Raw genomic sequence first — 18,847 nt, forward strand, 5'->3', positions numbered from 1 at the left:
AAGGACCCCGATGGCCGAGACCACCACCCCCACGGCCGGTGCCGCCCCCGCCTTTGGGAGCACCCGCCGCGAACGCACCGGCTGGTACTTCTACGACTGGGCGATGTCCGCCTTCTCCACCACGGTGATCACCGTGTTCCTCGGCCCGTTCCTGACCACCGTCACCGAACTGGCCGCCGGCTGCGAACTCGGCGCCGACACCTGCTCCGGGTACGTGTACCCGCTGGGCATCAAGGTCGCCGCCGGCTCGTACTTCCCGTACCTGGTGTCGCTGTCGGTGTTCCTCACCGTGTTCGTGCTGCCCGTCATCGGCGCCGTCGCCGACCGGTCGGCGCACAAGAAGCGGCTGCTCGCCGCGGCGGCCTTCACCGGCGCCGGCGCCACCGTCGGCATGCTCTTCGTCACCGGCGACCGGTACCTGCTCGGCGGGCTGCTGTTCCTCGTCGCCAACATCGCCTTCGGCGCCGGTGTCGTGGTCTACAACTCGTTCCTGCCGCAGCTCGGCGGCCCTGACGACCGCGACGGCATCTCCAGCCGCGGCTGGGCGCTGGGCTACCTCGGCGGCGGCCTGCTGCTGGCGCTCAACCTGGTCGCGGTCAGCATGCTCGGCGAGGAGGGCAACCACCAGCGCACCCTCGACCTGGCCCGCTGGTCGATCGTGTCCGCCGGGCTGTGGTGGGCGGTGTTCACCCTGGTGCCGCTGCGCTGGCTGCGGGAGCACCCCACCGCCGCCGCGCTGCGCGGCGGCAACCCGCTCACCGACGGGTTCCGGCAGCTCGGCCGCACCCTGCGGGAGATCAAGGCGTACCCGCTGACGCTGTTCTTCCTGCTCGCGTTCCTGGTCTACAACGACGGCATCCAGACCGTCATCGCCCTGGCCAGCCAGTACGGCACCGAGGAGCTGAAGCTCGGGCAGAGCACCCTGATCGTGACCATCCTGCTGGTGCAGTTCCTCGCCTTCGGCGGCGCGCTGCTGCTCGGCGCCCTCGCCAAGCGCATCGGCGCCTGGAAGACCGTCCTGATCAGCCTGGTGCTGTGGACCGGGGTGATCCTCGCCGCGTTCCGGCTGCCCGCCGAGGCGCCGCTGCCGTTCATGGTCCTCGGCGCGGCCATCGGCCTGGTGCTCGGCGGCAGCCAGGCGCTGAGCCGGTCGCTGTTCAGCCAGCTCATCCCCGCCGGCAAGGAGGGCGAGTACTACGGCTTCTACGAGATCAGCGACAAGGGCACCAGCTGGCTCGGCCCGTTGGCCTTCGGCCTGGTGTTCCAGCTGACCTCCTCGTACCGGGTGGGCCTGGTCTCCCTGCTGATCTTCTTCGTCGTCGGGTTCCTGCTGCTGCTGGCCGTGCCGATCCGCCGGGCGATCGTCGCCGCCGGCAACACCCCGCCCCGGGTGCTCTGAGACAGCGCCGACCGCGCCGGCCGGATCGGGGGGCGTCTATCGGCTAGGCTGCCCGACCGTGACCGACCACGCCGCCGCCCCGACCTGTCTGGCGCGCCCGCCGCTGGGCCCCGACGACTCCCCCACCGGGTGCGCCGCGGCGCGGGGCGTGGACGGCCGTCCGCTGCACGCCGCGGCGTTGAAGTTCTTCTGGGGGCCGATGGACTGCGGCAAGTCCACGATGGCCCTGCAGATGAACCACAACCACGCCCGGCAGGGCCGCCGCGGCCTGGTCACCACCCGTATCGACCGCTCGTTGGGCCCACAGGTCACCACCCGCATCGGGCTGGCCCACGAGGCCGTCGAGGTCACCGACGACCTCGACCTGCGTGCGCTCGTGCGCGACACGTGGGCCGAGGGGGTCCGCGTCGACTACCTCATCTGCGACGAGGCGTCCTTCTACAACCTGGAGCACATCGAGCAGATGGCCGAGCTGGTCGACAGCTACGACGTCGACGTGTACGCGTTCGGGCTGGCCACCGACTTCCGGTCCTGCCTGTTCCCGGCCGCGCAGCGGCTGTTCGAACTCGCCGACGAGGTCGCCCGCATCCAGGTCGAGGTGCTCTGCTGGTGCGGCCGGGAAGGGCTGCTCAACGCCCGGGTGGTCGGCGGGCGGGTCGTCCGCGAGGGCGAACAGGTCGTGATCGGGGACACGGTGGACAGCGCCGAGGTGCGTTACCAGGTGCTCTGCCGGCGGCACTACCGGGCCGGGGAACTCGGCCCGCGCCGCTGAGGCGTCAGTACGGGTCGCCGCACACCCGCCAGTCGCCGTCCTCCCGCACCACCGACAGTTTTCGCTCCTCGGTCAGCCCGCTGTCCCGGGTCAGCCGCACCGTCACCGTGCCCTGCGGGCGGCCGCCGCGCGTCGCCACCGACACGTCGAGGATCTCGTAGCCGTTGACGACCGGCGGCGTGCGCAGCCAACTGGTGAACCCGATCGGGCTCCACCGGGTGCGCGCGTCGGCGCAGAGCCGGTCGTACGCGCCGTCGGTGTCGCCGGCGGCGACCGAGCGTAGGAACCCGTCGGCGGTCTCCCGCACCGGGCCGCTGGCCTGCGTGACCACCTGCACGTTCCAGGCGCCCAGCCCGGCCACCCCCACGCAGCACAGCAGCACGGCCGCGCCCGCGAACACCAGCCCGGTGCGCATCGGGCGGCGCCGCCGGGCCGGCCGGCTCCACGGCTGCTCAGCGCCCACCTGTCGACCGTAGAGAACCGGCGGGTCCGCCCGCAGGAAAAGTCGGCCCCGTCGAGACCGTATACCTGACAGTGGGTGTCAGGTACGCGCGGCAGACTGCCGGGCATGACAGTCACCGCCGACCTCGCCATGGTCAACCTCGACAGCCCCGACCCCGCCGCCCACGCCGCGTTCTGGCAGCGCGTCCTCGGTGGGGAGATCACCCACAGCCAGCCGGAGTACGCGATGGTCACCGCCGGGGGCGTGGCCGTGGGCTTCGGCCTGGTCGAGGGGTACCGGCCGCCGTCCTGGCCGGACGAGGACGCCGGCAAGCGCTACCACCTCGACCTGTACGTCGACGACCTCGCGCAGGCCGAGAAGGAGTTCGTCGCCGCCGGCGCCACGAAGCCGGACTTCCAGCCCGGCGGCGACCGGTGGGTGGTGCTGACCGACCCGGCCGGGCAGCCGTTCTGCATCTGCCCCCGCCCACAGGGCTGACCCGGCCGCCGGCGGGGCGGCCGCCGCAGGAATCCCTGAGGGCCGGCGCGGCGGAGAAACGCCGCCGCCGCGTGGCCCCCAGGGGCGCCCCGCAGGGTCAGCCGCGGCGGCGGGCCCGGGCCGCCCAGATCGCGTATGCCGGGTCGCGGTCGAGGTTGTGCCGGTCCCGGTCGTAGCGGCGGGTGGTGCGCGGGTCGGCGTGACCCATGGCGTCCTGCACATCCTCCAGCGGGACGCCCTCGGCCCGGGCGGTGGTGGCGAACGCGTGCCGCAGCGAGTGCGGCGACAGCTTCGCCCAGGCCGGGATGCCCGCCGCCCGGGCCAGCCGGCGCACCAGCCGGAACACGGCGTGCCGGTCCAGCCGGGCCCCGGTGGCGGTGACCAGCAGCGGGCCGGTCAGCTCGGGCACCGCCACGCCCTGGGCGGCGGCCCGCTGGGCCAGGTACGCGTCGACCGCGTACGCGGTGCCGGGGGTCAGGGCGCGGCGGCGGGACTTGCCACCCTTGCCGACGAACCGGACGCTGCGGTGGCCCCGCTCGGCGCCGAGGTCGGTCAGGTCGAGCGAGACCAGCTCCCCGACGCGCAGCCCGAGGTCGGCCAGCAGCGCGATCGCGGCCCGGTTGCGGGCGGCGGTCGGCCCGGTGTCGGCCTCGGCGGCGGCGAGCAACGCGTCCACCTCCTCCGGGCTGAGCCCGACCGTGGCCGAGTGATCCCGGTCGATGCGGGGCCGGTCGGCGCCGGCGACCGGGTTGGCGTCCACGGCCCGCAGCTTGACCAGGAAGTCGTACCAGCTCGACAGGGCCGAGAGCCGGCGGGCGACCGTGGCCGGGGTGAGCGGCTTGCCGCTGCGCGCGCCCAGCGTCGCCTCCAGCGCCCGGGCGTACTCGTTGACGTGCAGGAAGTTCGCGTGCAGCGGGTCCAGCTCGCGGGCGGCGCACCAGGCGAGCCACCCGGCCACGTCCCGCCGGTACGCGTCACGGGTGTGCTCGGACAGCCGCCGGTTGCGCAGCCACGCCTCGGTGAAGTCGGTGGACCCGCCAGGCAGGGCCGGCGGGGGCGACTGGTGGGACCGTGCCGGGGCGTTCGGGGACAGCATGTGAAAAAGGTTCTCAGCATCGGCTGGCAAACGGGAGGAGGCGCGCCCTACGCGATCGGCGCCACCGCCGGCTCCTCGACGACCCGCCGCTCGACCATCCGCCAACGCCTGCGGAAACCGACCGCCTCGGCGAACCAGGCGTCGTGGCTGGCCATCACCAGGGTGCCCCGGAACTGCCGCAGCGCCTCCTCCACGACGTCGAGGGCGTCGAAGTCGAGGAAGTTCGTCGGCTCGTCGAGCAGCAGCACCCGGGCCGGGCTGTTCACCAGCACCGCGAGCAGCAGCCGGCGCAGCTCGCCGGCGGAGAGCACCCGCAGCGGCGCGTCCCACTGGTCCGGCCCGAACAGGTGCGCGTCGAGCAGCCGCTCGGCGTCGTCGACGTACACCGGCACGCGGGAGCGGAAGAAGTCGCGGACGGTGACGTCGGTGCGCAGCGCGTCGTGGGTCTGCGGCAGCACGGCGACCTGCTCGGCGGCGGTGACCTCGCCCCCGGCGGGGTCGTGCTCCGCCGCGAGGGCCCGCAGCAGGGTGGTCTTGCCGGCGCCGTTCGCGCCGGTGAGCAGGATCCGGTCGCCGGCGTGGACGGTCAGGTCGACGCCGTCGAGCAGCACCCTGCCGCCGGCCCGCAGCGTCAGGCCCCGCGCCCGCAGCACCTCCCGCTCGCCGGCGGCCTCCTGCGGAAACGCCAGCGTCAGCGGCGGCCGGGTACGCGGCTCGGCGAGCCAGCGGATCGAGTCCATCTGCCGGCGCAGCCGCCGCTCCCGGGCCTTGGCCTTCTTCGCCACCTTCTTTGCGTAGCGGCGCTGCTGGTCGGCGCCGAGGCCGCTGCGCACCGTCTCCTCCACCCCGCGGGCCTGCTCCTTGGTGCGGGCGATGTCGGCCAGCCAACGCCGGTGGTCCTTCTGCTGGGCCTCGTAGTCCAGCAGCAGCCGCTGCCAGCGGCGGATCTTTTCCGCCCGGTAGTCGGTGTAGCCGCCGGTGTAGTTCTGCGGTTCGTCGTGGATGCCGTCCAGTTCGACGATCCGGGTCACCGTGCGGTCCAGGAACGCCCGGTCGTGGCTGACCACCAGCACCGCGCCGGGGAAGGCCGCCAGCCAGTCGCCGAGCCAGGCGATGCCGTCGGCGTCGAGGTGGTTGGTGGGCTCGTCCAGCACCAGCAGGTCGGGGGCGTGCAGCAGCACCCGGGCGAGGGTGAGCCGGGCCTGCTCGCCGCCGCTGACCCGGTGCAGCGGGGTGTCGTCGTGCAGGTGGTCGACGTCGAGGCGTTGGCGGACCTCGGTCAGCCGGGCCTGCGCCCGCCAGCCGTCCAGCGCCGCCCACCGCTCCTGTGCGTCGCCGTACTCGGCCAGCACGGCGGTGTCGCCGTCGGCCATCCGTCGTTCCAGCTCGCGCAGCCGCTGCGCCAGGGGGTGCAGCTCGCCGAGCCCGGCGGCGAGGAACCGTCCCACGGTGGCGGCCGGGTCGGGGACCTGTTGGGCGAAGTAGCCGACCCGGGTGCCGGGCGCCAGGGCGACGTGCCCGCCGGACGGCGGCTCCTCCCCGGTGAGCACCCGCAGCAGGGTCGACTTGCCCACCCCGTTCGGGCCGACGAGACCGACCCGGTCACCGGCGTTCAGGACGAGTTCGACGTCGCTGAACAGCGGCTCGGCGTCGTAGTGCTTGCTGACGGACACGACCTTCAACACGGGTGATCCTCCGCAGGGTGACGGGCGGGGCCGTCGATACCCCGGGCGGGCGGACGGCCGGTACCGGCGGCGGCGGGGCGCTGCCCTGCCGCGTCCTGCGGGATCACATCGTCCGGTCGCCTCCTCGAAGTCCGGCTGCGGACGCCGCCGATTCTGGCACGACTCGACGGTCCCCGCGACCGGTTTACCGCCGCCGACGGGCGGTACGGTCGGTCGGTGCGCGCGAGTCGGCTGGTCGCCCTGCTGCTGCTCCTGCAGACCCGGGGCCGGATGACCGCCCCGGAGCTTGCCGAGGCCCTGGAGGTGTCGGTGCGCACCGTCTACCGGGACGTGGAGTCGCTCGGCGCGGCCGGGGTGCCGGTCTACGCCGATCGCGGCCCGGCCGGCGGTTACCGGCTGGTCGACGGTTACCGCACCCGGCTCACCGGGCTCACCGCCAGCGAGGCGGAGGCGCTGTTCCTGGCCGGCATGCCCGGCCCCGCCGCCGAGCTGGGCCTCGGGTCGGTGCTCGCCGCCGCCGAGCTGAAGCTGCGCGCCGCGCTGCCGGCGGAGCTGGCCGACCGGGGCGGGCGGATCCGGCAGCGGTTCCACCTCGACGCCCCCACCTGGTTCCGGGAACCCGAACCCACCCCGCACCTGGCCGAGCTGGCCCGGGCGGTGTGGGAGGACCGGCGCGTCGAGGTGCGCTACCAGCGGTGGAAGGCCCCGCGGGAGGTGACCCGGACGCTGGCCCCGCTGGGCGTGGTGCTCAAGGCCGGCCGCTGGTATCTCGTGGCCGACGCGGGCGGGCAGGTGCGCACCTACCGGGTCGCGGCGGTGCTGGACCTGACCGTCCTCGACGAACGGTTCGACCGCCCGGACGGCTTCGACCTGGCCCGCTGCTGGCAGGAACACGCCGACCGGTACGAGCGCGGCGTGTACCGGGACGAGGCCCGGGTGCGGATGACGACGGCCGCGCTGGAGCTGGCGGCGTACGTCCTGCCGCCGGCGATGAGCCGCGCGGCGCGGGCGGCCGCCTCCGAGCCGGACCCGGCCGGCTGGGTGCACACGACGGTACCGATCGAGTCGGTGAAGCACGGCCACGTGGAGCTGCTCAAGCTCGGCGCGCAGGTGGAGGTGCTCGCGCCGGCCGAGCTGCGCGAGCGGCTCACCGCCACCGCGCACGCCCTGGCCGCGCTGTATCCCCGCGCGGCGTGCCGCCCGGCCGGTCCCGGGACGTGATCGGGGGCGGGACGGCCGCACCGGCCGGTCCCGCCCCCGCCGGGTCGCTCAGGCCTTGATCTGCTTGCGGCCGTTGCCGTTGGCCGTCGCGGTGATGGTGACGCGGCGGGGCTTGGCCCGCTCGGCCACCGGGATCCGCAGGGTCAGCACGCCGTTGTCGTAGCCGGCCTCGAGCTTGTCGGTGTCGAGGGTGTCGCCGAGGAACAGCCGCCGGGTGAAGGTGCCCATCGGGCGTTCGGCGGCGACGAGTTCGACGCTGTCGCCGGTGGGCCGGCGTCGCTCCGCGCGGACGGTCAGCACGTTGCGCTCCACCGTGCAGTCGATGCTGTCCGGGTCGACGCCGGGCAGGTCGAACGCCGCGTAGAACCAGTCCCCGTCGCGGTAGGCGTCCAGCGGCATGACCGCGGGGCGCGCGGCGGTGCCGAAGAACTGCTCGGTGATCCGGTCGATCTCGCGGAACGGGTCGGTGCGCATCAGCATCGTCGTGCCTCCTCGGTTCTCCTGGCCGAAGGTTCTCAAGTTGAGCCTTGGTGACTCAACTTCCCACCTCTCTATTTAGCGCGCGGCGCGGCCGTAGTCAACTGGAGGACCTTCTCGAACCAGTGCTCGGCGTAGACGTCGTCGTTGTACGCCGGGATCTCCCGGTAGCCGTGCCGGGCGTACAGGGCGCGGGCCTCGACGAGGTCGCTGCGGGTGTCCAGCCGGATCCGGGCGACGCCGGCCGCGCGGGCCCGCTCCTCCACGGCGGCGAGCAGGAACGCGCCGCCACCGTGGCCCCGGTGCGCGGGGCGCACGTACACCCGGGTCAGCTCCGCCCAGTCGGGTCGGAACCGCAGGCCGGCGCACGCGGCCGGACGGCCGTCGCGGTGGGCGACGAGGAGGAACCCGGTGGGTTCGGTGAGGTCGCCGCTCGGTTCGTCGGCCATCGCCGCCGCGACCTCGCCCGGGCGGACCGGGCGGCCGTGGTAGCGGCGAACCATCTCCTCGTAGTAGTCCTCAAGCAGGGCCGTCGCGTCGGGGTGGTCGGGGTGCGCCGGGGCGACCACCCAGTCTGTCGTCGTCACCCGTCGATCATCACCGGCGGGGCAACGGGATTTCCGCGCGCCGATCCACCAGGGGAGTCGAGCCGATCAGCCGCCGATGCGCCAGTAGACGCCCTGCTCCCGGGCCAGCAACTGCTCGTCGACCAGGTACCGCCGCAGCGTCACGTGGTCGGAACCGCCGCCCTCACACCACCGCCGCAGCACGTCGTCCACCGCCCGCTCCGGGTAGCGCACCCCCGGCTCGAAGGACGTCGCCACGTGCGCCAGCAGCACCCGCCGCCGGCCGCGCTGCGCCGGCAGCCCGACCAGGACGCCGTCGCGCAGGAACGTGCGCAGCACCCGCTCCGCCGGGGGCTCGCCCGCCGGCCGAGGCGGCGCGGGCGTGCGGGCGGCCGCTCGCAGCCGGTCGGCGTCCACCCGCAACTCGCCGTCGCCGTCGGCCAGCAGGCCCGCGTCGACGAGCCGCCGGACCGCGGTGACCACCTGCCGGGCCGGCAGCCCGGTGCGCTCGGCCACCGCCGGGGCGGCCGCGTCGCCCAGGACGATCGCCGCGAAGACCCGCCGTCGTACGTCGTCGGCGAGCGCCCCCGCCAGAGCCTGTGTCATGCCGGCCACCCTGCCAGCCGCACTACGCCCGCCGCCACGGCATTTTTCCGCCCCGGCGGTCAGCCGCCCGACCCCTCGGCGCGCAGCACGACCCGGCGCAGCAGGTCGGACAGCAGTCGTCGCTCGTCCGGGGCGAGAGCGGCCAGCAGGCGGTCCTCCTCGGCGCCCCGGACGTCCATGGCGCCGCGCCAGGCGGCCCGACCCGCCTCGGTCAGCTCCACGTCGACGCGCCGCCGGTCGGTCGTGGACGGGATCCGGTGCACGAAGCCGCGCCGGACCAGCGCGTCGACGCGGGCGGTGACGGAGGCGGGCGCCATCGCCAGGTCACGCGCGAGTTCCGACGGCGCGGCCCGGCCTCCTCGGCCGGCCAGGGCGTGCAGGGTGTCGTACTCGTGGCCCTGCAGGTCCAGGTCGACGAGGGTCCGCTCCTTGACCTCGCGCAGATGCCGGGTGAGGAACTGCATCCGGCTCACCACGCCTTCGATGTCGGGGTCGAGGGTCGGCAGGATCGGCAGCCAGCGCTCGACGTGGCGGTCGACGCGGTCGCGGTCGGTCATGGAACCCACCATATGCCGACACCGAAATATTCGTTGTCGAAAGATTCGATGTCGAAGTATCTTGTCGCGGTGCATCCTCTCCGCGTACGCCCGTTCCGGCTGCTCTTCCTCGGCCGCACCGTCTCCGCCGTCGGCGACGCCGTCGTGCCCGCCGCCCTCGCCCTGGCCGTGCTCCGCGCGACCGGCTCCACCGGCGCCCTCGCCCTCGTGCTGGCCTGCGCGATGGTGCCCCGCCTGCTCCTGCTGCCCCTCGGCGGCGTGCTCGCCGACCGGCTCGACGCCCGCCGCGTCGCGATCGTCGCCGACCTCGTACGCTGCGTCGCGCAACTCGCCGTCGGCCTCCAACTCCTCGGCCAGGCGTCGCTCGGCGTGATCGCGGTGGCCGCCGCGGTCGGCGGCGCCGCCGGCGCGTTCGCCCTGCCCACCGCCTCACCCCTGGTCGCCGGCACCGTCGACGCCACGCAACGGCAACAGGCCAACGCGCTGATGGGCGTCACCGCCAACGCCAGCCGCCTCGCCGGGCCCGCCCTCGCGGGCGCGCTGATCTGGGCCGCCGGCCCCGGCTGGGCGTTCGTCCTCGACGCCGCGACGTTCGCGCTCAGCGCGCTGCTGCTCGCGGTCCTCCGGGTCCGCCACGTCCCCATGCCGAAACGCAGCGTCCTGGCCGACCTGACCCACGGCTGGCAGGAGGTCCGCCGCCGCGACTGGTTCTGGACCAGCCTGCTCGGCCACGGCGTCTGGAACGGCGCCGCCGCCGTCCTGACCACCCTCGGCCCGGCGGTCGCCGTGGGACGCCTCGGCGGCGAGGGCGTCTGGGTGCTGATGCTCCAGGCCGGTGCGGTCGGCATGCTCGCCGGCTCGCTGCTCGCCGCCCGGATCCGCCCCCGCCGCCCGGTGCTGGTGGCCAATCTCGGCCTCGCCAGCTACGCCGCGCCGCTGGCCCTGCTCGCCGTCGCCGCGCCCGCCCCGCTGGTCGTCGTCGCCTACGGCGTCGCGCTGGCCGCCCTCGGCTACCTCAACCCCGTGTGGGAGACCGTCGTGCAGGGGCAGTTCCCGCCCCACGTCCTCGCCCGCGTCACCTCGTACGACTGGCTGGTCTCCCTCGGCGCGATGCCGCTGGGCTACGCCCTCGCGCCGATCGCGGCGCGCGCCTGGGGCGACTCGGTGCCGCTGCTCACGGCGGGCGCGCTGGTCCTCGTTGCCTGCGCCGGCACCGCCGCCGTGCCCGGCGTACGACGACTCACGTCGGTGCCGCGCGACGGCCTCGCGGTCGCCGCGCGCTGACCGGTCACGGTTCGTTCCCATCCGGTCGCACGGCGGCTCCAGCTCTCGCCGTCGCCGCCCGGTCAGCGGCGGATCAACCCGCGGGCCCGGGCGGCGGCGACGGCGGCGGTGCGGGAGTCGACCCCGAGCTTGCCGTAGACGTGCACCAGGTGCGTCTTGACGGTGGCCTGGCTGACGTGCAGCCGGCTGCTGATCTGCTGGTTGGACAGCCCGTCGGCGACGAGCTGGAGGACCTCGGTCTCGCGGCGGCTCAGCGCGGTGCCCGGGGCGCGCATCCGGTCGATCAGCCGGTGGGCGACCGCCGGCGCGAGGGCCGACCTCCCGGCCGCGGCGGCGCGCACCGCTGCGGCGAGTTCCTCGGGCGGGGCGTCCTTGAGCAGGTACCCCGACGCGCCGGCCTCGACCGCCGCGAGGATGTCGGCGTCGGTGTCGTACGTGGTCAGCACCAGCACGACCGGGCTGCCCGCGCGGCCGGTGATGGCGGCGGTGGCCTCGGCGCCGTGCATGCCCGCGCCGAACTGCAGGTCCATCAGCACCACGTCCACCCGGTCCCGTTCGGCGAGCGCGACGGCCTGCTCGGCGGTGGCGGCCTCGGCGACCACCTCGAGGTCGGGCTCGGTGGCGAGGACGGCGCGCAGGCCGGCCCGGACGACGGGGTGGTCGTCGGCCAGCAGCAGCCGGATCGGATCGCTCATGCGCCCGCCGCCCCGTCGGCGGGATGGGCGAAGGCGACGGTCAGCGTGGTGCCCCGGCCGGGCGTCGACTCCACGGTCAGCGTGCCACCCAGTTCCTCGGCCCGCGCCCGCATCGCCGCCAGCCCGAACCCGCCGTCACCGCGACCGGCGACGGCGCCGGGGTCGAAGCCGCGGCCGTCGTCGGCCACGGCCAGGACGACGCCGTCGTCCCGGTGTCGCAGCGCCACCTCGACCCGGGTGGCCCCGGCGTGGCGTACGGTGTTGGCCAACGCGGACTGGGCGATGCGCAGCAGGGCCACCTCGTGCGGGGTCGGCAGGCGCACCGCCGGCCCGTCCAGGTCACAGTGCACCGCCAGCCCCGACCGGGCGGCGGTCGTGGCGCACAGCCGCCGCAGCGCCGCCGGCAGCGAGCCGCCGTCGAGACCGGGCGGAGCCAGGGCGCGCACGAACCGACGGGCCTCCACCAGGTTGTCCTGCGCCGTCCGGCGGGCCTGCTCGACGTGGTCGCCGGCGACGTCCACCCGCTCGGGCAGGGCCCGCTGGGCGGCCCGCAGCAGCAGCTGGATGCTGGACAGCCCCTGCGCGAGGGTGTCGTGGATCTCGCGGGCCAGGCGTTCACGTTCGGCCAGGACGCCGGCGGCGTGCTCGGCGGCGGCCAGCTCGGTACGGGTGGCGGTCAGCTGCTCGATCAACCGCCGGCGGTGTTCGCTCTCGCGGTACAGCGCCTGGTAGCCCAGCACCGTGCCGACGGACACGGCGGCGCCGAGGACCGGACCGAGCACCGCGCCCGGCGTGACGCCCCCCTGGTGCCCGACCACGCCGCCGACCGCCGCCACGGTCGTCACCACCACCGCGACGATCCCCCACCGGACCGGCAGCAGGTGCAGGTGCAGCAGGAACAGGGGGAACGCGAGCCACACCCCGTCCGGGGTCAGACCGAGCAGCACCAGCCACCCGGCGGTCAGCGCCGCCAGCCACGCCGCCGCCGCACGACGGGACCGGCGCACCGGCGGCAAGGCGGCACCGACGGCGTAGCCGACGGCCAGCGACGCCGACGCGGCGAGCACGGCGGCGCGGTGCGGCGCCGCCCCCACCAGGGCGCGTGCGGCGACCACCACGAGCAGACCCCCGACCAGCAGGTGCAGGCAGACGCGCAGCACCCGCAGCGGTCGGGCGAGGGATTCCGGGTTCACGATGACTCCAGGCTAGGGCGCGCACGGCCGCCGCCATCAACCAAAGGGTTGATCCTGACGTGCGCACTTCGACGCCGAGGACCCGATCCGCGGCGCGATGCCGGCCGGCGTGCGGCGGGCGAGGGTTGGTGCCGGGCCGCCGCCGCGGCCCCGCCCACCAACGGAAGGTTGCTGCGCTCGTGTTCGTCGCGTGGAGAGATCTGCGGTTCGCCAAGGGCCGGTTCGCCCTGATGGGAACGGTCGTGACGCTGATGACGCTGCTGGTCGTCCTGCTGTCCGGCCTGACCGCCGGGCTGGGCCGGGACAGCACCTCGGCGATCACCGACCTGCCCGCCGACCACCTGGTGTTCTCCGCCCCGGCCGACGGGCAGAAGCTCTCCTTCACCGAGTCGACCGTCACCCGGCAGCAGTGGCTGCGCTGGCGGGACGTCCCAGGGGTGCGCAGCGCCGCCCCCCTCGGCATCACCACCACCAGGGTCAGCGCCGGCGACCGCACCGCCGCGCTGTCCGCGTTCGGCGTCGCGTCCGACTCGCACCTGGCCCCCGGCGCCGTCGCCGCCGGGCAGGCCGTGCTGTCCGAAGGCGCGGCCGAGGCCCTGGCCGTCCGACCGGGCCAGGACGTGCTCGCCGGCGGTCGGCGGCTGACCGTCGCGGCGGTGGCCGGCGACGCCTCCCACAGCCACACCCCGGTCATCTGGACCGACCTGGCCGACTGGCAGCGGCTGGCGCCCGGCGCGGCCGACGACTCCGCCACCGTCATCGCGCTGACCACCGCCCGCGACGCCGACCTGGCCGCCGCCGACCGGGAGCTGGACACCCGCACCGTGACCCGCTCGGCGGCGCTGTCCGCGATCGGCTCGCACACCGCCGAGAACGGCTCGCTCCAGCTCATGCGCGGCATGCTGTTCGTGATCTCCGCCCTGGTCATCGGCGCGTTCTTCACCGTGTGGACCATCCAGCGCGCCCCCGACATCGCCGTGCTGAAGGCGCTCGGCGCCACCACCGGCCACCTGCTGCGCGACGCCCTCGGGCAGGCCCTGGCGCTGCTGCTCGCCGGCACGACCGTCGGCACCGGGCTGGCCGTGGCGATCGGCGCCGCGGCGGCCGGCGCCGTGCCGTTCGCGCTGACCGCCGGATCCGTCCTGCTGCCGGCCACCGTGACGATCGCGCTCGGCACGGCCGGCGCCGCCCTCTCCGTACGCCGCATCACCTCCGTCGACCCGCTGACCGCCCTGGGGAGCGCCCGATGAGCCTCGACCTGTCCGACGTCACGCTGACCTACCCCGACGGGGACGCCCGGCTGACCGCGCTCGACCGCGTCAGCCTGAGCGTGCCCGCCGGCACCACCACCGCCGTCATCGGCCCGTCCGGGTCCGGCAAGTCCAGCCTGCTGGCGGTGGCCGCCACCCTGATCACCCCCGACTCGGGCCGGGTCGTCATCGCCGGCACCGACACCACCGGCCTCAGCCGGCGGCAGACGACCGCCCTGCGACGCGCGAAGGTCGGGATCGTCTTCCAGCAGCCCAACCTCATCGCCTCGCTGACCGCCGCCGAACAGTTGGCGGTGATCGCCCACCTCTCCGGCGGCTCCCACCGCGCCGGCCGCGACCGCGCCGCCCGCCTGCTGGCCGCGGTGGGACTGACCGGTCAGGCCGACCGCCGTCCGCACCAGCTCTCCGGCGGGCAACGCCAGCGGGTCAACATCGCCCGCGCCCTGATGAACGACCCGGCGGTGCTTCTCGTCGACGAGCCCACCAGCGCGCTGGACCACGAGCGCGGCGCGGCGATCGTCGACCTGATCACCGAACTCACCCGGCAGCGCGGCACCGCCACCGTCCTGGTCACCCACGACCTGGGCCACCTCGACCGCGTCGACGAGGTCGCCGAGATCGTCGACGGCCGCCTGCACGTACCGACCCGGACCTGACCCATCCCCCGGGAGGCGGCCGGGGGCACGTGGCCGGCGTCTACCATGCGGCCATGTCGATCCGGAAGATCATCGCCCACGTCGTGGGCGCCGCCGGCTGCGTCGCCGTCGCCTGGGCCATCCACGGCCTGCTGCTGATCGGCACCTGCGGCGACGTCGGTCAGCCGCCGTGCCCGCCGCAGGCGCCGGGATACCTGGGTGCCCTGTTCGGTGGGATCATCGGGGTCGTCATCGCGGTGATCGCCGGAGCCGGCCTGGCGCTCCCCGGCCTCTTCCTGGCGCTCACCGGCGCGGCGCTCTGGGCCGCCGCGGAACTGCCCGCCACCGAGCGGGGAATGCCGTTCCTGCTCGCCGGCATCTTCGGCACGATGATCCTGGTGCCGCTCGCCGTCCTGCCGTTCGTACTGCGCCGGCGCGGCACGGCGGCGCGCCTGGCCGCCGAGGGCGCCGAGGCGGTCGGCACCGTCACCGACGTGCGGGACACCGGGATGACGGTCAACGACAACCCACGGGTACGGCTGACTCTGCGCATCAGTCCGTCGGACGGCTCCGCCTCGTTCACGGGCGAAACGGCCCTGATCGTCTCCCGCCTGGACGCGCCGCGCCGAGGCCAGCGCTTCGCCGTACGCTACGACCCCGCCGACCGGCGCCGCTTCGTGCTGGGCGACGCGCTGGACACCACGGGTGACCTCGGTGCCGACCCCCTGGACCGGCTGGCCAAACTGCACCAGCTGCACCTGGCCGGGGCGCTGACCGAGGACGAGTTCGCCGCGCAGAAGCGCAGGATCCTGACCGACCTGCCCTGACCTGACCAGGCCCGGCTCCCCGCCTGCCTCGACACCGGCCGGCTCCGACACACGCGGGCCGGCCCGCGACCGTGGGAGTCGCCCCGCCCGAGGCCGGGTCACTCACTGGTCGGGCCGCCGGCGAGCTCGGCGACGATGTCCAGATGCCCGAGGTGGCGGGCGTACTCCTGGACCAGGTGGAACAGCACCCGTTCCAGCGTCGCGGGATCGGCGCCGTCCCACCGCGGGCCCGGCGCGCCGACCGCCGCCAGATCGCTGCCCGTCACCACCGCCGTGGTGTGTGCGCCCTGCGCGCGCAGCGCGGCCATCAGGTCGGCGCGGCTCTCCTCCGGCGCCACGTGCCACGCGTCGCCCCGCCGGTCGCCCCACGGCCGCGCGACGTCGCGACCCTGGAACCCCCACTCGATCCAACGCAGCTCCACATAGCGGAGGTGTTTGACCAACTCCAGCGGGGTCCAGCCCGACGCCAGCCGGCTGCGGCGCAGCTCCTCCTCCGGCAGCGCGGACACCTTGGCCAGCACACTCTCCCGGAAGTAGTCGAGGTAGCGCAGGAACACCTCGGTGCGGTTGGCGGCCGGAACGGTCGGCGAGGGAAACGGCATCGTCACCGGATCACCGCCAGGACGCCCGGTCCTTCAGGGCGGGGAGGAATGGCGGATGCGTTGTCAGCCATGACTGTCCTTTCTGGTATGACTGGTTCTGTGCGGACGGCGTACAGGTGTCGGGCGTACCCGACGCCGGAGCAGGCGGCGGTGCTGAACCGCACGTTCGGGTGTGTACGTGTCGTCTGGAACCGCACTCTCGCTGCCCGTCATGCCCGGTGGCACACCGAGCGGAGATCCACTTCCTACGCGGAGACGGATCGTGCGTTGACGGAGATGAAGAGGCAGCCCGATCTGGTGTTTCTGGGTGAGGTGTCGTCGGTGCCGTTGCAGCAGACCTTGCGGCATCAGCACGCCGCGATGACGGCGTTCTTCGCCAAGCGGGCCCGGTATCCGCGTTACAAGTCGCGGCACGGCCGCCAGTCCGCCTCCTACACCCGGTCGGCGTTCCGCCTTCGTGACGGCAACCTGTCGTTGGGGAAGACGCCCGGTGTGCTGCGGTTCGTGTGGTCGTGGCCCGACGTGGATGTGACCGGGTTGGATCCAACGATGGTGACGGTGACGCGTGACCCGGACGGCCGCTGGTTCGTGACCTTCGCCGTCGACATCGACACACCCGCCGCACCCCAACCGACGGACGGGGTGGTGGGCGTGGACCTCGGCCTGAGCGACTTCGCGGTGCTGTCCACCGGCGAACGCATCCCCCACCCGAGGCACATGGAGCGTCGGGAACGCCGACTCAAGCGGTATCAGCGGATGATGGCCCGCCGGCAGAAGGGCTCGGCCAACCGCGCCAAGGCCAGGCAAAGGGTGGCGCGCGCGCATTCGCGGGTACGCGACGCCCGCCGGGACTTCCTCCACCAGCAGTCCACCACCCTGGCGCGCCGGTTCGCCGCCATCGCGATAGAGGATCTGGCGGTGGCGAACATGGTCCGCAACCGGTCCCTCGCCAAAGCCATCTCGCGTACCGGCTGGGCCGAGTTCCGCGCTCTGCTCACCTACAAGGCGCACCGCGACGGCCGCACCCTCGCCGTCGTGGATCGCTGGTACCCGTCGTCGAAGACCTGCTCGGCGTGCGGGCACCTGCTCGCCCAGCTTTCCCTCGGCACACGCCACTGGGCGTGTCCGGGTTGCGGCACCCGGCATGACCGGGACGTCAACGCCGCAAAGAACATCGCTGTCGCGGCCGGGCTGGTCGAGACGCAAAACGCCTGCGGAGCGGACGTCAGACACGAGGGGCAACCTTTCGTGCGGTCTGCGGTGAACCAGGAACCCCAACCCGTGAGGGTGGGAATCCCCCGCCTTTAGGCGGGGGAGGATGTCAAAGGGGCATTGTGTCGTCCGCGCGACCGGCCGGCACACCTCGGGAGCGGATCGGCGGGCCGACGTCGCCGACCCGTCAACGGTCGCGCGAGCGCGGGGCCCCGCCGTCCGCGTCGGGCCGCGTCACACCGAACGGCCCGCTCTGCGCCGCGCCGCCGGGTACGGCAGAGTGGCACCCGACGACCGAGGGCGGCCCGACGGGCCGGTGCGGAAGGGTGGTGCCCGTGGAGGGTCCGACCGGGGTGGTGTTCCCGAAGACCGACGCGGGGCGCAGCACCTCCGCGCTCGGGCGGGCCGTCGTCGCCGACGCGCTGCGTGCCGTCGACCCCGTCGGCGCGCGCTCGGCCGAACACGAGACGAACTGGCGGCACGGATACCTCGGGCACTTCCGGCGGCTCGTCGAGGCCGGGCTGCTCTCCCGCGACGCCGCGGTCACCATCGCCCGGGACGGGCTCGCCTCGCTGCACCGCCGGATGACCGTGGTCCGCGCCGACGGCACCGAGATCGGCCTCGGCGACGTGTTCACCACCTCCACCGACGTCGCGCCGCCGCACACCGCGACCGTCGCCGGCACCGGCGAGGTCGAGCGCGAGCTGTCCCTGCCGTACCGGGGCCAGCGGCTGCGCGGCGACGACCTGCGCCGCCGGCTCGACGCCTGGGTCACCGCCGGCGTCGTCGAGCCGTCCTGCGCCGAGGCCGTACGCGCCGTCCTGGCGAACCCCGACTGGCTCGACCTGCGCGACCAGCGCATCGTGGTGCTCGGCGCCGGCGCCGAGATGGGCCCGCTGCCGTCCGTGCTGCGCTGGGGCGGCGACGTGGTCGCCGTCGACCTGCCGCGACCGGAGATCTGGCGGCGGCTGCTGCACACGACGCGCCGCTACGGCGGCCGGCTCCACCTGCCCGTGCCCGCCGGCACCGGCCCCGACGACGAGACGCTGGCCGAGCGCGCCGGCGCCGACCTGCTGCACAACCTCCCGCAGGTGGCCGACTGGCTGCTCGGCGTCGACGGCCGGCTCGTGCTCGGCAACTACGTCTACGCCGACGGCGCGACCAACGTCCGGGTCGCCACGGCTGTCGACGCGCTCACGCTGCGGCTGCAGGACCGCCGCGACGACGTGGCGCTCGCCTTCCTGGCCACCCCCACCGACGTCTTCGCCGTCCCCGGCGACGCGGTACGCCACGCCGAACGGGGCTACGCGGCCCGCGGGATCCTCCGCCGCTCGCTGCGGGTCGCCTCCGGCGGCAGGCTCCTGCACCGCAACTACCCGCCCGACGCCGACCCCGGCGTCAACGACAGCCTCGTCCCCCAACAGGGTCCCAACTACGCCCTCGCCAAGCGGCTGCAACGGTGGCGGGCGACGGTGGCCCGCGACGCCGGGTCGACCGTGTCGTTCACGGTCGCGCCGCCCACCCGCACCCGCTCGGTGCTGCGCAACCGCGCGCTGGCCGCCGCGTACGCGGGCGCGCACCGCTTCGGCATCGAGGTGTTCGAGCCGGCGACCAGCAACACGTTGATGGCCGCGCTGCTGGTGCACGCCCTGCGCACCGCCGGCCCGTCGCTGCCGCACCCGTGGCAGGCCGAGGCGTACGCCGCGGCGCACGGCGGCCTGTGGCGGGTGCCGTACGCCCCGCGCAGCGCCCTGGGCCTCGCCGTCCTGCTCGGCTTCGGCGGCGCGCGCGCCTGACCGCTCCCGGCCC

At 74.7% G+C, this 18,847-nt stretch carries 20 protein-coding genes; 10 read left to right on the plus strand and 10 right to left on the minus strand.

Translation table 11 applies throughout. The features are described from left to right. The first annotated feature begins 10 nt into the window (after positions 1–10). Entirely contained in the window at positions 11–1,399 is a 1,389-nt protein-coding gene (locus ACFY23_RS22340) for an MFS transporter (RefSeq protein WP_350684952.1), read from the plus strand. A gap of 58 nt (positions 1,400–1,457) precedes the next feature. Beyond that, the gene (locus ACFY23_RS22345; RefSeq protein WP_387037578.1) at positions 1,458–2,171 is read left to right on the plus strand and encodes a thymidine kinase; all 714 of its coding nucleotides are present in this window, start codon (positions 1,458–1,460) and stop codon (positions 2,169–2,171) included. 4 nt (positions 2,172–2,175) lie between these two features. On the opposite strand, the gene ACFY23_RS22350 is transcribed toward ACFY23_RS22345, so the two are convergent. Then, complete coding sequence (locus tag ACFY23_RS22350) at positions 2,176–2,634, minus strand: hypothetical protein (RefSeq protein WP_350684951.1); 459 nt, start codon at positions 2,632–2,634, stop codon at positions 2,176–2,178. Positions 2,635–2,739: 105 nt separating this feature from the next. Between ACFY23_RS22350 and ACFY23_RS22355 the strand changes: the two genes are divergently transcribed. Next, entirely contained in the window at positions 2,740–3,111 is a 372-nt protein-coding gene (locus ACFY23_RS22355) for a VOC family protein (protein WP_350684950.1), read from the plus strand. 97 nt (positions 3,112–3,208) lie between these two features. On the opposite strand, the gene ACFY23_RS22360 is transcribed toward ACFY23_RS22355, so the two are convergent. Both ACFY23_RS22360 and abc-f read right to left on the minus strand, forming a co-directional pair. Next, entirely contained in the window at positions 3,209–4,207 is a 999-nt protein-coding gene (locus ACFY23_RS22360) for a tyrosine-type recombinase/integrase (RefSeq protein ID WP_350684949.1), read from the minus strand. Between the two features lie 47 nt (positions 4,208–4,254). Continuing rightward, on the minus strand, positions 4,255–5,892 hold the full coding sequence (gene abc-f, locus ACFY23_RS22365; protein ID WP_350684948.1) for a ribosomal protection-like ABC-F family protein: 1,638 nt from the start codon (positions 5,890–5,892) through the stop codon (positions 4,255–4,257). A 216-nt stretch (positions 5,893–6,108) separates the two neighbouring features. Here abc-f and ACFY23_RS22370 point away from each other — a divergent pair, with 216 nt between their 5' ends. Then, entirely contained in the window at positions 6,109–7,113 is a 1,005-nt protein-coding gene (locus ACFY23_RS22370) for a WYL domain-containing protein (protein WP_350684947.1), read from the plus strand. Positions 7,114–7,161: 48 nt separating this feature from the next. Here the strand turns inward: ACFY23_RS22370 and ACFY23_RS22375 are convergent, their stop codons facing one another. From ACFY23_RS22375 to ACFY23_RS22390, 4 genes are all read right to left on the minus strand, one after another. Beyond that, positions 7,162–7,593, minus strand: coding sequence for an Hsp20/alpha crystallin family protein (locus tag ACFY23_RS22375; protein WP_350684946.1), 432 nt, complete (start codon positions 7,591–7,593; stop codon positions 7,162–7,164). Between the two features lie 71 nt (positions 7,594–7,664). After that, positions 7,665–8,177 carry a GNAT family N-acetyltransferase gene (locus ACFY23_RS22380; protein ID WP_350684945.1) on the minus strand — a complete coding sequence of 171 codons (513 nt, stop codon included), beginning with the start codon at positions 8,175–8,177 and terminating at the stop codon, positions 7,665–7,667. A gap of 66 nt (positions 8,178–8,243) precedes the next feature. Continuing rightward, positions 8,244–8,762 (minus strand): DUF2087 domain-containing protein, encoded by a 519-nt coding sequence (locus ACFY23_RS22385; protein ID WP_350819541.1) that lies wholly within the window; start codon positions 8,760–8,762, stop codon positions 8,244–8,246. Between the two features lie 59 nt (positions 8,763–8,821). Continuing rightward, the gene (locus tag ACFY23_RS22390; RefSeq protein WP_350684193.1) at positions 8,822–9,319 is read right to left on the minus strand and encodes a MarR family transcriptional regulator; all 498 of its coding nucleotides are present in this window, start codon (positions 9,317–9,319) and stop codon (positions 8,822–8,824) included. 69 nt (positions 9,320–9,388) lie between these two features. On the opposite strand from ACFY23_RS22390, the gene ACFY23_RS22395 reads away from it, so the two are divergent. After that, positions 9,389–10,603 (plus strand): MFS transporter, encoded by a 1,215-nt coding sequence (locus ACFY23_RS22395; protein ID WP_350684194.1) that lies wholly within the window; start codon positions 9,389–9,391, stop codon positions 10,601–10,603. 62 nt (positions 10,604–10,665) lie between these two features. On the opposite strand, the gene ACFY23_RS22400 is transcribed toward ACFY23_RS22395, so the two are convergent. Continuing rightward, a complete protein-coding gene (locus tag ACFY23_RS22400) occupies positions 10,666–11,298 on the minus strand; it encodes a response regulator transcription factor (protein WP_350684195.1) in 633 nt (210 codons plus the stop codon). Beyond that, entirely contained in the window at positions 11,295–12,491 is a 1,197-nt protein-coding gene (locus tag ACFY23_RS22405; RefSeq protein WP_350684196.1) for a sensor histidine kinase, read from the minus strand. The genes ACFY23_RS22400 and ACFY23_RS22405 overlap by 4 nt, the downstream gene beginning before the upstream one ends. Before the next feature lie 179 nt (positions 12,492–12,670). Between ACFY23_RS22405 and ACFY23_RS22410 the strand changes: the two genes are divergently transcribed. From ACFY23_RS22410 to ACFY23_RS22420, 3 genes are read left to right on the plus strand one after another with little or no spacing between them, the layout of a single operon-like run. Beyond that, positions 12,671–13,741: an ABC transporter permease gene (locus ACFY23_RS22410; protein ID WP_350684197.1), complete on the plus strand. Its 1,071-nt coding sequence runs from the start codon at positions 12,671–12,673 to the stop codon at positions 13,739–13,741. Further along, positions 13,738–14,418, plus strand: a complete 681-nt coding sequence (locus ACFY23_RS22415; protein ID WP_350684198.1) for an ABC transporter ATP-binding protein — start codon at positions 13,738–13,740, stop codon at positions 14,416–14,418. Before ACFY23_RS22410 ends, ACFY23_RS22415 begins: the two co-directional genes overlap by 4 nt. Before the next feature lie 53 nt (positions 14,419–14,471). Next, complete coding sequence (locus ACFY23_RS22420; RefSeq protein WP_350684199.1) at positions 14,472–15,224, plus strand: SHOCT domain-containing protein; 753 nt, start codon at positions 14,472–14,474, stop codon at positions 15,222–15,224. Between the two features lie 98 nt (positions 15,225–15,322). On the opposite strand, the gene ACFY23_RS22425 is transcribed toward ACFY23_RS22420, so the two are convergent. Beyond that, a complete protein-coding gene (locus ACFY23_RS22425) occupies positions 15,323–15,826 on the minus strand; it encodes a DinB family protein (RefSeq protein ID WP_350684201.1) in 504 nt (167 codons plus the stop codon). Between the two features lie 48 nt (positions 15,827–15,874). On the opposite strand from ACFY23_RS22425, the gene ACFY23_RS22430 reads away from it, so the two are divergent. After that, entirely contained in the window at positions 15,875–17,134 is a 1,260-nt protein-coding gene (locus tag ACFY23_RS22430; protein WP_350819539.1) for a transposase, read from the plus strand. Positions 17,135–17,373: 239 nt separating this feature from the next. Next, positions 17,374–18,834, plus strand: coding sequence for a hypothetical protein (locus ACFY23_RS22435; RefSeq protein ID WP_350687439.1), 1,461 nt, complete (start codon positions 17,374–17,376; stop codon positions 18,832–18,834). The last annotated feature ends 13 nt before the right edge of the window (positions 18,835–18,847 follow it).

This window comes from Micromonospora sp. NPDC000121 (assembly GCF_042899165.1).
Lineage (GTDB): Bacteria > Actinomycetota > Actinomycetes > Mycobacteriales > Micromonosporaceae > Micromonospora.